The following is a 17,867-nucleotide window of genomic DNA, read 5'->3' as shown; positions in this document are numbered from 1 at the left end:
CATCGTGGAAGCATCAGTTGAGCAACTCGTCACCGCGCTCCGGCAGTCCATGCTGGACAACGAGCGGCTGCGGCGGGAGAACGGCGAGCTGGCCGAGGAGGCCGAGCGGGCTTCCGAGCCGATCGCGATCGTGGGCATGGCCTGCCGCTACCCCGGCGGCGTCAACTCCCCCGACGACCTGTGGCAGCTCGTGGCCGAAGGCCGCGACGGCGTCTCCGCGTTCCCGGAGGACCGGGGCTGGAACACCGACGCGCTCTACGACCCGGAGCCGGGCAAGCTCGGGAGGACGATCACCCGTGAGGGCGGTTTCCTCTACGACGCCGGCGACTTCGACGCGGGGCTGTTCGGGATCTCCCCGCGCGAGGCCCTGGGTCTGGACCCGCAGCAGCGACTGCTGCTGGAGACGTCCTGGGAGGCCATCGAGAGCGCGGGCATCGCCCCGCACACCCTGCGCAAGAGCAAGACCGGGGTGTTCGGCGGCGTGATGTACCACGACTACGGTCCCGGTACGAGCGACGGCAGCCTGGTCACCGGCCGCGTCGCGTTCAGCCTGGGCCTGGAGGGCCCGGCCCTGACGATCGACACCGCGTGCTCGTCGTCCCTGGTCGCCATGCACCTGGCGGCGCAGTCGCTGCGCTCGGGCGAGTCGACGCTCGCACTGGCCGGCGGCGTCACCGTGATGACCGAGCCGGACATGTTCCTCTACTTCAGCCACCAGCGCGGCATGGCCGCCGACGGCCGCTGCAAGTCCTTCTCGGCCGATGCCGACGGCACCGGCTGCTCGGAGGGCGTCGGGGTCATCGTCCTGGAGCGGCTCTCCGACGCCCGCCGCAACGGGCACGAGGTCCTGGCGGTCATCAAGGGCTCCGCCGTCAACCAGGACGGCGCCTCCAGCTCCATGACGGCCCCCAACGGCCCCTCCCAGCAACGCGTCATCCGCAGCGCCCTGGAGAACGCCGGCCTGACCATCGCCGACGTCGACGCGGTCGAGGCGCACGGCACGGGCACGACGCTGGGCGACCCGATCGAGGCGCAGGCCGTCCTGGCCACGTACGGCCGGCGGCCCGACGGCGACAAGCCGCTGTACCTGGGCTCGCTGAAGTCCAACCTGGCGCACACGCAGGCCGCGGCCGGTGTCGGCGGCGTCATCAAGATGGTGCAGGCCCTGCGCCACGGCCTGCTGCCCAAGGTCCTCCACCTGGACGAGCCGACCCCGCACGTCGACTGGGAGGCGGGCAACGTCAAGCTGCTGACCGAGGCGGTCGACTGGCCGGCGGGCGAGCGTCCGCGCCGTGCGGGCGTGTCCTCGTTCGGCCTGAGCGGTACGAACGTCCACGTCATCCTGGAGGAGGCGCCCGCCGAGCAGCCCTCCGGGGCGGAGGGCGGGGCCCGTGAACTGCCGCTGGTCCCGGTCGTCCTGTCCGGCCGGTCCGCGCAGGCCCTGACCGACCAGGCCGCGCAGCTCCACGCCCGCCTCGAAGCGGACGAGGAGCTCGCCCTCACCGATCTCGGCTACTCGACCGCGACCACCCGGACCCCGCACGAACACCGGGCGGTCGTCGTCGGCGCGGACCGCGAGGAACTGCTCTCCGGCCTGTCCGCCCTCGCCGAGGGCGCGGCCGCCGACGCCGGTGTGGTGGAGGGCCAGGTCCAGGACGGCAGGACGGCGTTCCTGTTCACCGGCCAGGGTGCGCAGCGCCTGGGCATGGGCCGCGAACTGCACGCCGCGTTCCCGGTGTTCGCCCACGCCCTCGACGAGGTCGCCGCGGCGGTCGACACGTACCTGGACACCCCGCTGTACGAGGTGATCTGGGGCGAGGACGAGGAGCTGCTGAACAGCACCGCCTACACCCAGCCCGCGCTCTTCGCGATCGAGACGGCCCTGTTCCGGCTCGTCGAGTCCTGGGGCGTCCGGCCGGACTTCCTGGCCGGGCACTCCATCGGCGAGATCACCGCGGCCCACGTGGCCGGGGTGCTCTCCCTGCCCGACGCGGCCCGCCTGGTCACCGCCCGAGGCCGCCTGATGCAGGCGCTGCCCGCCGGCGGCGCCATGGCGGCGATCGAGGCGACGGAGGAGGAGGTCCTTCCGTACCTCACCGACGCCGTCGGCATCGCCGCCATCAACAGTCCGCGCTCCATCGTGGTCTCCGGCAGCGAGGACGCCGTCGAGGCGATCACCGGGGAGTTCGGCGGCCGTGGCCGCAGGACCACCCGGCTGCGGGTCTCGCACGCCTTCCACTCGCCGCTGGTCGAGCCGGCCCTGGCCGAGTTCCACCTGGTCGCGCAGAGCGTGGCGTACCAGCCGGCGCTGATCCCCATCGTCTCCAACGTGACCGGCCGCCTCGCCACGGACGCCGACCTGTCCTCGCCCGCCTACTGGGTGCGCCACGTCCGCGACGCGGTTCGCTTCACCGACGCCGTCCGGCAGCTGGCTGCCAAGGGCGTCACCCGCTTCGTCGAACTGGGCCCCGACGCGATCCTGACCGCGCTGACCCGTACGACGCTCGACACCGACGGCGCGGTCGCCGACGGCGCGGTCGCCGACGGCGCGGTCGCCGACGGCGCGGTCATCGAGCCGGTGCTGCGCAAGAACCGGCCCGAGTCCCGCAGCCTGCTGACCGCGCTGGCGCACCTGCACGCCGCGGGCGCCCGGGTCGACTGGGCGGCCTTCTACGAGGGCACCGCGGCCCGGCCCGTGGCCCTGCCCACCTACCCGTTCCAGCGGGAGCGGTACTGGATCATCGAGAACCAGTCCGGCGGCGACGCCTCCGCCTTCGGCCTGACCCCCGCCGACCACCCGCTGCTCGGCGCGGTCGTCGCCTCCCCCGACACGGACGGGGTGACCTTCACCGGCCGCCTCTCCGTCGACACCCACACCTGGTTGGCCGACCACGACGTCCTGGGCACCGTGCTCCTGCCCGGCACCGGGTTCGTCGAACTCGCCCTGCACGCGGGCGAGCAGGTCGGCTACCCGGCCCTGGAAGAGCTCGTCCTCCAGGCGCCGCTGGTCCTGCCCGGGCGCGGGGGCGTCTCCCTCCAGGTGTCCGTCGGCCCCGACGACCTGGGCCGCCGCACGATCCGCATCCACTCGCGCCACCAGGACGCCCTGCCCGACACCCCCTGGCTGCTGCACGCGGAGGGCCTGCTCGGCACCGCGCCCGCCACCCTCGACGCCGACCTCACCGCCTGGCCGCCGGCCGGCGCCGACGAGGTACGGGTGAGCGACGCGTACGAGCTCCTCTTCCGGCAGGGCTACGACTACGGCCCGGTGTTCCAGGGACTCAAGGCCGCCTGGCGGCAGGGCGACTCGGTGTTCGCCGAGATCGAACTGCCCGAGGAAGCGCACGACGACGCCGCTCTGTTCGGCCTCCACCCGGCGCTCCTCGACGCCACGATGCACGCGCTCGGGGTAGGCGAGGGCGTCACCGGCGAGGAGCCGACGGAGCTGCCCTTCTCCTGGTCGGACGTGTCCCTGCACGCGGTCGGCGCCACCTCGCTGCGGGTGCGGATCACCAAGCACGGGACGAACAACCTGTCGCTGGCCCTCGCGGACCGCAGCGGGGCACCGGTCGCCTCCATCGGCTCGCTGACCTTCCGTCCCGTATCGCAGGAGCAGCTCGGCGGCGGGCAGCCGGACACCCTGTTCGAGATGGGCTGGCGTCCGCTCGCCGTTCCCGCAGGCTCCGGGGCCGCGTTCCAGCTGTGGGACGAGCTGCCCGCGGGCCCCGTGTCGGGCGCGGTGGTCTTCCCCGTCCCGCAGGCCGGCGGCCCGGTCCCGGACGCGGTGCGCTCCGCGGCGGGGCAGACCCTCACCGCCGTCCAGGAGTGGCTGGCCGACCCGCGGTTCGAGCAGTCCACGCTGGTCGTGGCGACCCGCGGTGCGGTGGCCGCCGACGCCGGCGAGGGCGTCGACGTGGTGCAGGCCCCGGTGTGGGGCCTGGTGCGCGCCGCGCAGGCCGAGAACCCGGGCCGCATCCAGCTCACCGACCTGCCCGCGGGCGGTGTCGGCGTTGACGGCGTGGAGGCGGTCATCGTCTCCGGCGAGCCGGAGAGCGCCGTACGCGGGGCAGGCTTCCTGGTCCCGCGCCTGACCCCGGTGACGGACGCCGGCTCGGACCTCCCTGTCCTGGATCCGGAGGGCACGGTCCTCATCACGGGCGGCACGGGCGGCATCGGCGCCCACCTGGCCCGCCACCTGGTCACCGAGCACGGCGCCGGCCACCTCGTCCTGACCAGCCGGCGCGGCCCCGATGCGGAGGGTGCGGCCGAACTCGCCGCCGAACTCGCCGAGCTCGGCGCCGAGGTCACCGTCACCGCCTGCGACGTCTCCGACCCGCAGGCGGTCGCGGCCCTGCTCGCCGCGATACCGACCGCGCACCCGCTGACCGGTGTGGTGCACGCGGCCGGCACGGGCGACAACGGCCTGATCGCCACGATGGACGCCGACCGCCTGTCCGCGGTCCTGGCGCCGAAGGCGGACGCGGCTTGGTACCTGCACGAGCAGACCCGCGAGCTGCCGCTGGCCCTGTTCACGCTGATCTCCTCGGCGGGCGGCCTCACCCTGGCCGCCGGCCAGGCCAACTACGCGGCGGCGAACACCTTCCTCGACGCCCTCGCCGCCCACCGCCACGCCGAGGGCCTGCCCGCGCAGGCCCTGGCGTACGGGCTGTGGGCCGCCAGGACGGGTCTCACCGAGTCCATAGAAGAGGACATCCGCCTGATGGCGGCGCGCGGCCTCCCGGCCCTCGAAGTGGAAGAGGCCCTGGAGCTCTTCACCTCGGCCCACGCCAAGGGCCGCCCGGCCCTGGTCCCGCTCCGCGTGGACACGGCTACGCTCCGCTCCCGCGCGGACGACCTCCCGGCCCTCCTGAAGGGCTTGGTCCCCCAACCCACCCGTTCGGCCGCCCGGACCGCCGACCGCGGCACCGACCCGGCGGCGCTGGTCGAGCGCCTGTCCGCCCTCCCCGCCAAGGAGCGCGAGCAGGAGCTGCTGGACGTCGTGCGCGCGCACGCCGCCGCCGTGCTCGGCCATGCCGGGCAGGACGCGGTACGGGCGGACCGCGGCTTCCTGGACCTCGGTTTCGACTCGCTGACGGCCCTGGAGCTGCGCAACAGGCTCGGTGCGCTGACCGGCTGCCGGCTGACGCCCACGCTGATCTTCGACTACCCGTCGCCCGTCAAGCTGGCCGCACACCTGCGGGAGCTGCTGTTCGGCGCCGAGGACCCCGAGGACGACCTGAGCGCCGCCACGGCCGAGGAACTGTTCGACATCCTCGACGGCGAGGAGATCTTCCAGTAACGAGCACGGCGCTCCAGGCCCCCGCCACCCACCGTGGCGGGGGCCTGCGTGCGTTCCGGGTCCCACCGGCACCACCGCGAGCGCCAGGCACCACCGCGCCCCAGGCACCAGCGACGCCCCAGCGGGACCGGTCCGCGGCGCCGTCGGGAATCCAGCCGCGCGTAAGGGCGCGTCAAGTTGCCATGAACATGCTGTTAACAAGTCGCCACCGACTCACGGTGGCGCACCCGAGGAGGTATTCCCATGGCCCTGCGCGATGTCCTCAACAACCTGAACGACACCGAGCTCGTCGCCAACCCGACCGAGGCCCGCCTCGCCGGTGAGGGCGTCATCGACCCGGCCAAGGCCGCGGTCCTCAGCAACGACGAGGCGTACGACGCCCCGATGATGGTCCTCAGCCAGATCAACGAGGCCTGATCGCTCGGCAAGTCAGCAGGTAGAAGGCCGCCCGGGAGCATCCCGCTCCCGGGCGCCTCTGATCCCGAGACCCCTCCCGACCGAAAGGCTGGCTCCCCGCATGACCGCAGCCGCTTCCCTGACTGCCACGCTCCGCGACAGGCTGCTGGAAGACGCCTGGGGCGTCTCGCACCGCATCCTCAAGAACGCCGTGGACGTGTCGGATCTGCTCGGCTCCGCCGACATCGAGCGCTGGCTCGACGCGAGCCTGCTGAAGTGGCCGTACTTCACGCTGCTGAAGCACGGCGAAGTTCCTCCCGTCACCTCGTACACGTCGGTGCGCGACGTCATCGGTCAGAAGCGGGAGGGTTTCCCCGACCCGGCCGCCGTCCGCCGCCACATGGACCGCGGCGCGACCCTCAAGCTCAACCAGCTCCAGGACTGGCACCGGCAGACCCGCGACATCGCCCGCGGGCTGGAGGAGTTCCTGCCCGTCGCGGCGAACTCGTACGTCTTCTGGACGCCGGACGAGTCGCGCGGCATGCTCCCGCACCGCGACGCCGCCCACGTGGTCGCCGTCCAGCTGGAGGGCCGCAAGGAGTGGCACCTGTACGCCGAGCCCGACCAGGTCGGGGCCGGCGCGGGCCTGGACGTCGACGCGTCCCGCCCGACGCACGTGTTCACGATGGAGCCCGGCGACGTGCTCTACCTCCCGCACGGCTGGCCGCACGACGCGGTCGCCGTCGACGGACCCTCGCTGCACCTGACGTTCACGCTGACCGACCCGACCCCCGAGAACCTCGTCGAGGCGTTCCTGCAGCGCTTCCTGGAGGACGAGCCCGAGCTCGTGCACCACTTCCACCAGCGCCCGCTGGACGAGCGGACCAGCGCGGTGCGCAAGGCCCTGTACGAGCAGGCCAAGAACTTGGACGGCGCGCGATGGACGCGCACGGCGGTGGACACGATGCGGGAGGCGATCGGCTGATGACTGTCACGACCCACACCCCCGAGGCCCGCTCCGGGGCGGCGACCGCGCCGGCCTCCGACGGGGTGCCCACGCTCCTGGACCATCTGGTGGGCGACCCCGCCGTGTTCTTCCGGGACCACTGGGCGAACCAGCCCGTCGTACTGCGGGCGCAGACGGACCTGTCCGGCCTGATCACCGAGCAGGAGATGTGGGACGAGGTCGAGTGCGGCCTGCTGTCCCGGCCGTACTTCACCGTGTTCAACGAGGGCGTGCGCACCGCGATCAGCGACATGTCCACCAAGCGGCGCGTGGTCGGCCACGACCTGACCGGCTTCATCCGGGCCGAGCAGATCCACAAGGACTGGGAGGCCGGGGCGACCTTCAAGTTCAACCAGGCCGAGCACTGGCACCCGCGGATCCGCACCCTCGTGCAGGGCATGCAGCCGCACTTCCGCGGCGGCCTGGAGTCCTTCGTCTTCCTGAGCCCGCCCGGCAAGACCGCCATGCAGGCCCACTACGACGGCGCGCACGTCTTCGTCCTCCAGGTCTGCGGCACCAAGGACTGGGTCTTCGGCCGCATCCACCCGGGTTCGACCAGCGACTCGACCATCCACGAGGGCCCGATCGCCGACGAGGAGCGGGTCGAGGTCACCCTGCGCCCGGGCGACGTCCTTTACATGCCGCACGGCACGCCGCACTACGCGACGGCCCGCGAGGGCAACTCCATCCACATCGCGATCACCGTGGAGGAGCCGACCGCCGAGAACCTCGCCAACGTCCTGCTGGCCACGTTCATGGCGGACCCGCGCTTCACCGCGTTCGAAGAGGACCACCACCGGCACTCCGCCGCCGAACGCACGGAACTGCTGCGCGAGGCCCTGCTCGCCCACCTCGCCGACGCGAACGAGAAGGCCGTCACGCAGGCCGCCGTCACCCTGCGCAGGGAGCACCGGTGAACCGGCTGCGGGCCTCCCGACGTCCGCCCTGGCTGACCGGCGGAGGACCCGCAGCCGTCACCCGGGGCACCCTGCGCAGCACCACCCCGGAGCAGACCTGGGCCCGGCTGGCACCGCTGCTCGCCGAGCGGGGCATCACGCGGGTGGCCGACCTGACCGGTCTGGACACCCTCGGCACTCCCGTGTGGACCGCGATCCGGCCCGCGGCCGCCACCTTGGTGGCCAGCGCCGGCAAGGGCATCGACCACGCGTCGGCGCGGATCTCCGCGGTGATGGAGTCGCTGGAGGTGGCCGCGTCCGAGCAGGCCCGTCCCGAGACCGTCGCGCACGGCAGCGCCCGGGACGTGGAGCCGGGCTACGGCGTCGCCGAACTGTCCCTGCACCCCGTCTCGCTGGCCGACGACCGTACGGAGCTCGACTGGGTGGCGGGCTGGGACCTGGTCGCCGGCGCCCCGGCCCTGCTGCCCGCGGCGGCCGTCGGCCTGCGCGGCTGGGCGGCCGGGCAGTGGCAGCCGAGCACCTTCGTGACGACGACCAACGGCCTGGCCGGCGGCAACGACCACGTGGAGGCCGCGCTGCACGGGCTGCTGGAGCTGTGCGAGCGCGATGCGCTGGCGCGCCTCGGCGACGCCGACGCCGTACGGGTGGAACCCGACGGCCTGGGCGACCGGCTGGGGCCGGTCGTGCAGCGGATCCGCGAGGCGGGCGGCGACGCCGTGCTGGAGCGGATCCCGTCGCTGCCCGGTACGTACACGTACACCTGCTGGCTGACCCAGCCGGAGATGTGGCAGGTCTTCGCCGGGTCGGGCTGCCACACCGATGCGGCGATCGCAGCCGAACGGGCGCTGCTGGAGGCCGTGCAGAGCCGCGGCTCGACGATCAGCGGCGGCCGGGACGACATCCCCGAATGGACGTTCCGGCTCCAGGGCGCCCCCGCCGGACGGCCGCGCCCGGTGCCGGGCCGCAGCGAACCGCTGCCCGCGGCAGGAGCCGCGCCCGTCCGCACCCTGGACGAGGTCCTGGACGGACTCGTCGACGCCGTGCACGACCGCACCCGGCGGCCCGTCATCGCCGTGGACCTCACGCCGGGCGGCCGCCCGTGGCCCGCCGTCGTGCAGGTCTTCGCCCCCGGTCTCGGCCTCGTACTCGAACACCCGCGCCCGCAGGAACTCACCAGCAGGAGCTTCGTGTGACAGCCCGTCCACCCCGCCGCATCGCCTTCGTGGGCCCGACGCTGGCTCCGTCCGAACGGCCCGAGGGCTCCTTCACGTACCTGCCGCCGATCCGGCACGGCGACCTGTTCGCGCTGGACCTGCGGCCCGGAGACCAGGTGCTCGTCATCGACGGCGTCTACCAACACTTCGCGCCGATCCGGCACAAGGAGATCCTCGCGGTGCTCGCCCTCGGGGTGCGCGTCGCGGGTACGGCCAGCCTGGGCGCGCTGCGCGCCGCGGAGCTGGCCGGCTTCGGCATGCGCGGCCTCGGCCACGTGTACACGGCGGCCCGCTGCGGCGAGCTGGTCGCGGATGCCGACGTGGGCGTGCTGCATGCCGCCGACGGCGACGGAGGGCGCCGCCTCACGGTGGCGACGGTCGCCGTCCGGCATGCGGTCGCGGAACTGACGGCCGCCGGTCGGCTCTCCGCCGCCGAGGCGGCGCGGATCCGGCAGGTGGCGGACTCCCTGCACTTCACGGAGCGCTCCGAACGGGCGCTCCTCCACCACGCGGGCCCCGCCCGCCCCGCCATGCAGCGGCTCGTCGACCACCTGGCCGACCACGGGGACGTCAAGACCCAGGACGCCCTGGCGGCCCTCCACCTCCTTGAGTCCGAACGCGCGGCCCCCACGAAGGACTCGGGCTGGGGCCCCGCCGCCGACCCGACCCGTGAGGCCGCCGCGGACGCGGCCGCGAGGCCCGCCGGCGGCCGGCGCCCGGAAGCCGTCCGGAACACCGCCTCGGACCCGGGCCGAGCACCCGCCGCCGAGCAGCCGCCCGAAGCCGGGTCCGCCGCCGGCACGGTGACCGGGCCCTGCGCCGGCATCGGCCGGGCAGCCGCCACCGCCACGGGCTCGACCGGAGGGTCCGCCCCGGGACCCGAGCTCGCCGCCGGCGTCCCGGCGGCGGGGGCCGTCTGGGAGAGTTCGTACGGCAGCGAGTGGGCCTTCGAGCGGCGGCCCCTGCGCCCGGGGTCCGCGGTCGGGTCGCGGCACGCCCTGGCCTGCCTCCAGCTGTTCGAAGCCGACTTCCCCGAGCGGCACCGCGCCTACGCCCGCCGGATGGCGGCGGCCGCCGTCAGCCTGCCGGCCGGCGCGGCCTCCGGCGCCCTGCTCGGCGCCGCCGGGTTCGCGCCCGCGACCCGGCCCGACGCACGACTGGCCCGGCCCACCGCCGCGACCGCGCACTGGTCCGCCGAGGACCGGCTGCTGACCCGTACGTTCCGGCTGCGCCCGGGCCGGCTCGTGTACGCCGACCTGCCGCCGGAGGCCCTGGGCGGCACCGGGCCCGCCGAGCTGGAGCAGTGGTGCCTGCGCCTGGCGACCCCGGCCGGCCCGCCGCCCGTACCGCCCGCCCACTGGCACGCACTGCTGCGCCGGCTGTGGGGTGCTCAGCACCCGCACGAGTACCGGCTGTGCGCCCTGGAGCGCGGCTTCCGCGACGAGGCCGAAGCCGCCCGGCTCGCCGCCGCGTTCAACCCGGCGCTCGTCGCCCTGCTCACCGAGAGGGCGGCCGCGTGATGACCCCCACGACACCCACCCCGGCCACCGATTTCGTCGAAGCGCTCGCAGCCGAGCCCCGCCCCAAGGCCGTCGCCGCCTTCGACGGCGAGGGACGGCTGCTGCTGCGCGCGGACGCCCCGGACGGCTTCGGCTCGCTCGTCCCGACGCTGGTCGGATACCGCCGCGGCCCCGCCGGGACCTGGGCGGCCGACTGGTCGGTGACCGAGCCGGGCGAGACGATCGCGGTCCCGGGCGGCTTCCTGTACGTGCGCCGCCGGGCCGTCACCTTCCGGTCCGCCCACGACGGCGCAGACGTCGTCGAGCGCGTCGTGGAGCACGTCGCCGGCGAGATCGCCACCCTGGCCCTGCGGCCGGGCACCGCCACGGTCGCCTGTGTGATCCGTACGGCCGGCCCCCTCGGCGCGCACCCCGAAGGGCTGCTCCAGGGGTCCGACGCCGTCTGGTCGCAGGGCGCGGACGCGAGCCTGGCTGCGGTCCGCCGGCCCGAGGGCGACTGGCAGATCCGGCTGGTCGACGTCGGCACCACCGACGCCGCCGGCCGCGACCTGCCCGTCACCGTGCCGGACGGCGCCTCCCTCACCGGCGAGGCCGCCTGGTCGGGACCGGACACCCTGCTGCTCGGCCTCGCCCACCACCGCCCCGACGGAACCCGGCGGTTCGGCCTCCTCGCGGTCCGCGCCGAGGACGGCGCCACCGAGCGCAGCCTCCTCTTCGACGGGATCGACCTCTGCTACCCGGTGGCGGACCCGGACGGCGGCCAGGTCGCCTACCTCGGCACCTCGGTGCCTGCGAACGACGCACCGCCCGTGCAGTCCGCCTGCCTGGTCCGCCCGGGCACCCTGGAGCTGGCCGTGCTCGACGCCCCGGCCGGCACCTGGCAGCGCCCGGTCGGCTGGGACGGCCCCGGCCGGCTCGTGTGCACGGCCGAGGACGGCCCGCGGCGCCGGCTGTACGTGTACGAACCGGCCCGCGACAGCTGGCGCGACGTCCCGCTCGCCGCGTCCGCGGAGAGCGTGCAGGTCCGCGGCGGCCGGGTCGCGGTGCTGGTGTCCGCGCTGGACACGCCCCCGGCGGTCGACGTCGTCACCTTGGCGGACGGGCACACCGAGCGGGTGGAGGCCAGCGAACGGCCGCCGCTGCCGGGCACGTTGTCGTACCACCGGCAGGCCGTGCCCGGCGCGACCGGGGCGCTGGCGAGCTGGCTGTGCCGGCCCGCCGAGGGACCGGTGCGCGGGCTGGTCGTGTTCTTCCACGGCGGTCCCTTCAAGAGCTGGACCGAGTGGTCCTGGCGGTGGAACCCGTGGCCGTTCGTCGCGTCCGGGTACGCGGTGGCGCTGATCGAGCCCCCGATGTCGCTGGGCTACGTGTCGGCCGTCCCGGGCGGCTGGGCCAACTGGCGGTCGGGGATCGCCGCGGTGGCGGTGCGCCAGGTGGAGCAGCTGCGGGCCGAGACGGGCCTGGCGGAGCTGCCACTGGCACTGATGGGCGGCAGCTTCGGCGGCTACCTGTCGCTGAGCACGGCCGCGGCGCTGCGACCGCGGCTGATCGCCTCGCACGCCGCGCCGCTGGACCTCGTCCAGGTCGCGGAGAGCAGCGACGTCGGCTGGCAGTGGCTGCGCGAGTACGGCGAGCCCGCTTCGGCGCAGCACGCGGGCTACCGGGACAACAGCCTGCCGGTGCGGCCCGTGCCGGAGGGCACCCGCGTGTTGCTCTCGCACGGCATGCACGACGGGCTGGTGCCGCCGACCGAGACGCTGCGCGTCCACCGGCAGCTGTCGCGCCAGGGCGTCCGCTCGGAGGTGGCGTTCTTCCGCTCGGAGGCGCATCCGCTGAGCCGGCCGCGCAACATCCGCGCCTGGTACCGGTGGGTGCTGACGGCCTGCGCGAGCGCGCTCGCGGGCGAGGCGGGCAGCGAAATCGCGGACGAGCTGACGGGTGAACTGGCGGCGCGGTTCGCCGAACTGGCCATGGGAGGCCTCGATGACGCGGCATGAGACCGGGCGCACCACCGAACGCACCGTGGTCACCCGGCGGCAGCTCGCCGACGCACTGACCACCCTGGGCGTCCGCCCCGGCGACGTGGCCGTCGTGCACTCCTCGCTGCGCGCCTTCGGCTTCGTGGTGGGCGGCGCGCAGGCCGTGTACGAGGCCCTGCGCGAGGCCGTCGGACCGGACGGCACGCTCGTCATGCCCGCCTTCACCCCGCAGCTGTGCCATCCCGCCACTTGGCGCGCCCCGGACCTGGTGAGGACCGACCCGGCCGCCGCGGCGGCCGGGATGCCGGTCTTCGATCCGCTGCGCACGCCGGTCTCGCGGACCATGGGCGTGCTGCCGGAGCTGCTGCGCGCGCTGCCGGGCAGTCTTCGCTCGCCGCACCCGCACGTGTCGTTCGTGGCCGAGGGGCCGCGGGCGCGGGAGATCACCCGCTCCCATCCGGACGCGTACCGGCTGTCGTCGCAGAGCCCCCTGGGTGAGCTGTGGCGGCTCGACGCCACGGTCCTGATGCTCGGTACCGGCTGGGACAAGTGCACGGCGCTGCACCTGGCCGAGTACGCCGCCGCGTATCCGGGGCGGCGAGAGGGGCTGTGGCCGTTGCCCGGTCCCGGCCCGGCCGGCACCCGCTGGCACGAGGTGCCCGAACTGCTCGTCTGGGAGGGCGACTTCGACCGGATGGGCACGGAGTACGAGGCGTGCGGCGGCCCGCTGGCCCGGACGGCCGTCGGCACGGCCGTGTGCCGGGCCGTGCCCCTGCGCCCCCTGGTGGACTTCGCCGCCGGCTGGCTGCCCGGCCACCGGGACCTGCGGCGCGGGATCGCCCCGCCCGGCTGGCGCGAGGTCGTCGACGCCGACGGCCCGCTGCCGCTGCCGCCGCTGGTCTGCGGCCGTGGACCGCAACTGCGGCCGGAACCGGCTCCGGGGGTGCCCGTATGACCGCCGGCGGAGTGTTGCTGCGCCCGGTCACGGGCGAGGACCTGGACCTGTTCGAGACCGCCTTCACCGGCGAGGAGGGGACGGGCGCCTTCCAGTGGTTCGGTTTCACGTCCGCCCTGCGGCTGCGCAGGCGGCACGCGGAGGACGGGCTCCTCGGCCCGGACGGCGGGGTGCTCAGCGTGGTCGCGGGACGGGACACCGTGGGGCGCGTGGAGTGGTTCAAGTCGACGTGGGGCCGCACGGACACCTCGTTCTGCTGGACGGTGGCCATCGGCCTGGTACCGGGCGCCCGCGGCCGGGGCTTCGGCACGCGGGCGCAGCAGCAGCTGGCCCGCTACCTGTTCGCCCACACGCGGGCGGAGCGGGTGCAGGCCTGGACGGACGTGCGCAACCTCGCCGAGCAGCGGGCACTGGAGAAGGCCGGGTTCACCCGGGAGGGCGTGCTGCGCGCCGCCCAGTGGCGGGGCGGCCGGTGGCACGACCAGGTGCTGTTCTCGATCCTGCGCGGCGACGAGGAGAGGTCATGACGGAGCTGACGGGGTCGACGGGGTTGACGGACCTGACGCTGGCGAACGGAATGCGGGTGCTGCTCCAGCCGCTGCCCGGCTGCCAGGTCGTCGCCACCTGCCTGCACGTGGGGACCGGCTTCCGCAACGAGCCCGTCGCCGGCGCGGCCCACCTGCTGGAGCACGTCCTCGTACAGGGCTCCACGGCCGACGGGCCGCTGACGGCGGCGGTGACGGCCATGGGCGGCACGATGAACGCGCGGACCTCCGCCGACCACACCCAGTACACGCAGATCCTGCCCGCCGACGGGCTGGAGCTGGGGCTGCGCATCGAGCGGGACCGGTTGACCGGACCGGACCTGAGCCCGGAGCACGTCCGCGGCCAGATCGCCGTCGTCCAGGCGGAGATCCGGCGCAACGTGCTCCAGCGCCCGCACGGCGGCCTGGTCCTGTTCGACCTCCCCGAGCTCCTGCACGACACCTGGGAGAACCGGCACAACGGCTACGGCGACATCGGGGCACTGGAGTCGCTGGGCGCCGCGGAGCTGCGCACCTTCTTCGAGCGCTCCTACGCACCCGGCAACATCCACCTCGCGGTCGTCGGCGACTTCGACCCCGACCGGGCGCGGGAGCTGGTGGAGCGGCTGCTCGGCCCGGTGCCGGCGCGGCCCACCTGGCAGCGCGAGCCGGCCGTCGAGTCCCCGCTGACCGGCGGCCGGTACGGGCGGCGCGCGGAGAAGGTCGCGCCCGCGGGCCGTACGGTGCTGGGCTGGCGGGTGCCGGACCCGCAGGCGGCGCCCGCGGACCACTTGGCGACCGTACTGCTGAGCGAGCTGCTGGAGACCGTCGGGGGCGACTGCGCCCGGCACGGCGCGGGGGAACACCCCTGGGGGGCGTTCCGGGCCCGGGTCAACCGGACGGGCAACCCGTTCGACGTGGCCCGCGCCTCGCTGTTCGCGGTGGAGTTCCCGCATCCGGTGGACACCTCCCCCGATGCGGCCGAGGACTGCCTGCGGTCGGTGTTCGCGCGGATCGCCGACGGCTCCCTGCCGGTGGAGGGCCCGCTGGCGACGCTGCGCCGCCGGCTGGCGATGCACCTGCACGCCGAACTGGACTCGGTGGCCGGCCAGGCGTCCTGGCTGGTCGTCGGCGCGGCCGTGCACGGCGACCCGGGCCATCTCGCCGGACTGCCCGCCGCGGTCGACGCCGTGTCGGCGACCGACGTGGCCCGCCTCGCCGGGGTGTACGCGACGGCTCCGGCAGCCCGCATCACCAGCCTCCCCGTGGCCGCAGAGCCCGTACCGGAACCGAAGCCCACGACCGCGGGAGCCCCGGCATGACGGCCACCACCATCCCTGTACCGCACTTCACCGCGCCCGCCCACCGGCAGCACGAGCTGGACCGCGGCACCCTCGTCGCCGTCGACCGCGCCGGCACCGGGGACCTCGCCGAGGCCCGGCTGCTGCTGCCGCTGGTTCCGGGCCCCGCGGCCGCACACGCCACCGAGGTGGACGTGGCCGCCGAGGCGCTGCGCGAGGCCCTGGAGGAGGCGGCCGGCGCGCTGGCCGTCGTACGGGCGGAGGCGCGCCCGGACCGGATCGTGGTCTCGGCCCGCTCCTTCACCGGCGATCTCGCGGAGGTGTGCGCACGGATCGGCGCCTGCCTGGGCCCCGAGGGCCCGGGCCCCGCAGACCCGGGCGCGGTCGGCCCGTTCGGCGCCGAACGGGTCGACCGGGCCCGGGCCGCAGTGGCCGCCCGGCTGTCCGCCGCCGAACGCCATCCCACGGTGGTCGCCCGCGCGGGCTTCCTCGCCGCCGTGTACGGCGGCCACGCGTACGGGCACACGGCCACCGCCGCCCGCCTGCCCGGCGTGACGGGCGAAGCCCTCCGGGCCTTCCTGGCCGGCGCCCCCGTCGCGGCCCGGCGGGCCGTGGTCGTCGGACGCGGACCGGCCGGCGCACTCCTCGACGCGGCACGGGCCCTGCTGCCCGCCCCGCCGCGGCTCGCCCCGCGGACCGCCGCCGCGCCGCCGCGCCGCCCGGCGGGCGGCACGGCCACGCTGGTCTCCCCCGGTGTGCCGCAGACGCTGATCCGGCTGGGCGGCCACGTGCCGGGCCGGGTCCACCCGGACTATCCGGCGCTCCAGGTGGCCGTGCTGATGCTCGGCGGCTACTTCGGCAGCCGACTCACCGCGGTGCTGCGCGAGCGCGAGGGGCTCTCGTACGCCCCGCGCGCGGTCCTCGACCCGTTGGGCGGCTCGGCCGCGTTCACCCTGGAGGCCGACGTGCGGCCCGACGGCGCCGCGCGGGCCCTCGTACTGATCGACGAGGAGCTGGAGCGGCTGGCGGCCGGGGCCTTCTCCACCGGCGAGCTGCTCGGTGCGCAGAACTTCACGGTGGGCTCGATGGCCATGGCCTGCTCGTCCCGTTCGGGGCTGGCCTCGGTGTTCGCCGGGACGCTGGTGAGCGGCCTGTCCCCGCAGTGGCTCGGCGGGTACGAGGACCGGGTGCGCGCGCTGTCCGCCGCGGACGTGGCGCGCGCGGCCCGCACGTACCTGCTGGAACCCGGCCTCACCGGCGTGCTGGTGGCCCCCGGCCCGGCCGACGGCCTGCCGCCGGTGCGCCCCCTCCCCCTCTCCTGACCGCATGCGACGATCGGACCTGCCGTGCTGAAATCCTTCCTCCAGGGCAATTTCGCCTCCTTGCGGGGCCCTGCGCGGACCCTGGGCGCACTGCACTTCGTCGACAGCCTGGGCAGCGGCCTGTTCATGGCGGGCTCGGCGGTGTACTTCGTCGTCGTGGCGGGCCTGCCCGTCACGACGGTGGGCCTCGGCCTGTCCCTCGCCGGCTTCAGCGGGTTCGTCTCCAGCATCCTGCTGGGCCGGGTCGCCGACCGGTTCGGGGCCCGGCAGATGCTGGCCGTGCTGCTCACGCTGCTGGCCGGGCTGTACGTGCTGTACCCGCTGGTGGGGTCGGCCTGGACGTTCTTCCCGGTGGTGATCGCCATCGGGGCCCTGGAGTTCGGCTGCGGGCCCGCCTTCGGCGCGCTGATCATGGACCTGGTGCCGGAGTCCGACCGGGTCACCGCGCGGGCGGCGCTGCGGTCCCTGTTCAACGTCGGCTTCTCCGGCGGCGCCCTGGCCTCGGCCGCCCTGATCGGGCTGGGCGGCGGCTGGCTGGAGCTGCTGCCGCTCGGCAACGGCCTGACGTTCCTGGCGGCCGCGGCGCTGGTACTGCGGCTGCCCGCGTCGCAGGCCCGGCCGAACGCGGGCGGCGGCGGACACTTCAAGGTGCTGCGGGACCGACCGTTCCTGAGCGTCATCGGCGCGTCCAGCCTGCTGGCGCTGCACAGTGCGGTCCTGCTGGTGGGCATTCCGTTGTGGATCGTGCGCACCACCGATCTGCCGCGTGGAGTGGTGCCGTTGATCCTCGCGGTGAACACGGTGCTGGTGGTGCTGTGCCAGGTCGCCGCCGCCAAGGGCGCGGACACGTTGGACGGCGCCGTCGCCGCGGCCCGCAAGGCCGGGCTGGTCAGCGTCGCGGCCTGTGCGGCGCTCGCGGTGGCCGGCTGGACCGGGTCCTGGCTCACGGGGGTCGCGGCGATCGTGGCCGTCCTGATGTTCACCGCGGCCGAACTGTGGCAGTCCGCGAGCGGGTTCGGACTGGGCTTCGGCCTGGCCCCCGACGCGAACCGGGGCGAGTACCTGGGCGCCTTCCACCTGCACGTGGTCGTCCAGGCCACGCTGGGCCCGGCCGTGGTGTCGTTCCTGGTGTCCGTCGACGACTCGCTGGGCTGGCTGGCGATGGGCGCCGTCTTCCTGGCCGGTACGGCGGCCATCGGCCCCTCCGTGGCCTGGGCGCGCCGGACGTCCGACCGCCGCGAGGACGCCCCGGCGCAGGAGCCGGCCGCAACTCCGGCCGCAACTCCGGCCGAGGCACCGGCCGCGTCCTGAACCCGGCCTCGTCAACGCGCCCCGTCAACCCGTCCCCACTCCCTCGTTGCGCACTGCAGCACTTCTCCAGCGGCCCTTGGGAGCGTGGGGACTCCACTTCGACCCGTTTTCGAGTGCACCACG

General features: G+C 75.0%; 12 protein-coding genes. All 12 read left to right on the top strand.

The features are described from left to right. Positions 1-4: 4 nt before the first annotated feature. The 12 genes from OHA65_RS36640 to OHA65_RS36585 all read left to right on the top strand — a co-directional run bounded on the left by OHA65_RS36640 (position 5) and on the right by OHA65_RS36585 (position 17,744). Positions 5-5,299: a type I polyketide synthase gene (locus tag OHA65_RS36640; RefSeq protein WP_331736276.1), complete on the top strand. Its 5,295-nt coding sequence runs from the start codon at positions 5-7 to the stop codon at positions 5,297-5,299. Positions 5,300-5,542: 243 nt separating this feature from the next. Then, a complete protein-coding gene (locus OHA65_RS36635) occupies positions 5,543-5,716 on the top strand; it encodes a hypothetical protein (protein ID WP_159044106.1) in 174 nt (57 codons plus the stop codon). Positions 5,717-5,816: 100 nt separating this feature from the next. After that, complete coding sequence (locus OHA65_RS36630) at positions 5,817-6,680, top strand: JmjC domain-containing protein (RefSeq protein WP_327286160.1); 864 nt, start codon at positions 5,817-5,819, stop codon at positions 6,678-6,680. Then, positions 6,680-7,618, top strand: a complete 939-nt coding sequence (locus tag OHA65_RS36625; RefSeq protein WP_327286159.1) for a JmjC domain-containing protein — start codon at positions 6,680-6,682, stop codon at positions 7,616-7,618. Before OHA65_RS36630 ends, OHA65_RS36625 begins: the two co-directional genes overlap by 1 nt. After that, complete coding sequence (locus tag OHA65_RS36620) at positions 7,615-8,811, top strand: YcaO-like family protein (RefSeq protein WP_327286158.1); 1,197 nt, start codon at positions 7,615-7,617, stop codon at positions 8,809-8,811. Before OHA65_RS36625 ends, OHA65_RS36620 begins: the two co-directional genes overlap by 4 nt. After that, positions 8,808-10,352 (top strand): TfuA-like protein, encoded by a 1,545-nt coding sequence (locus OHA65_RS36615; RefSeq protein WP_331736272.1) that lies wholly within the window; start codon positions 8,808-8,810, stop codon positions 10,350-10,352. Before OHA65_RS36620 ends, OHA65_RS36615 begins: the two co-directional genes overlap by 4 nt. Further along, entirely contained in the window at positions 10,352-12,349 is a 1,998-nt protein-coding gene (locus OHA65_RS36610; RefSeq protein WP_327286156.1) for a prolyl oligopeptidase family serine peptidase, read from the top strand. The genes OHA65_RS36615 and OHA65_RS36610 overlap by 1 nt, the downstream gene beginning before the upstream one ends. Continuing rightward, complete coding sequence (locus OHA65_RS36605; RefSeq protein ID WP_328765493.1) at positions 12,336-13,286, top strand: AAC(3) family N-acetyltransferase; 951 nt, start codon at positions 12,336-12,338, stop codon at positions 13,284-13,286. Before OHA65_RS36610 ends, OHA65_RS36605 begins: the two co-directional genes overlap by 14 nt. Then, positions 13,283-13,813, top strand: a complete 531-nt coding sequence (locus tag OHA65_RS36600) for a GNAT family protein (protein ID WP_327286154.1) — start codon at positions 13,283-13,285, stop codon at positions 13,811-13,813. Before OHA65_RS36605 ends, OHA65_RS36600 begins: the two co-directional genes overlap by 4 nt. After that, the gene (locus tag OHA65_RS36595) at positions 13,810-15,132 is read left to right on the top strand and encodes a pitrilysin family protein (RefSeq protein WP_327286153.1); all 1,323 of its coding nucleotides are present in this window, start codon (positions 13,810-13,812) and stop codon (positions 15,130-15,132) included. The genes OHA65_RS36600 and OHA65_RS36595 overlap by 4 nt, the downstream gene beginning before the upstream one ends. Continuing rightward, on the top strand, positions 15,129-16,433 hold the full coding sequence (locus OHA65_RS36590) for an insulinase family protein (protein WP_327286152.1): 1,305 nt from the start codon (positions 15,129-15,131) through the stop codon (positions 16,431-16,433). Before OHA65_RS36595 ends, OHA65_RS36590 begins: the two co-directional genes overlap by 4 nt. Before the next feature lie 24 nt (positions 16,434-16,457). Next, entirely contained in the window at positions 16,458-17,744 is a 1,287-nt protein-coding gene (locus OHA65_RS36585; protein ID WP_331735041.1) for an MFS transporter, read from the top strand. Positions 17,745-17,867 lie beyond the last annotated feature (123 nt).

The sequence above is a fragment of the Streptomyces sp. NBC_00045 genome, assembly GCF_045041095.1.
In the GTDB taxonomy this organism is placed as follows: domain Bacteria; phylum Actinomycetota; class Actinomycetes; order Streptomycetales; family Streptomycetaceae; genus Streptomyces.
This window is presented reverse-complemented; position numbering and strand designations above follow the sequence as displayed.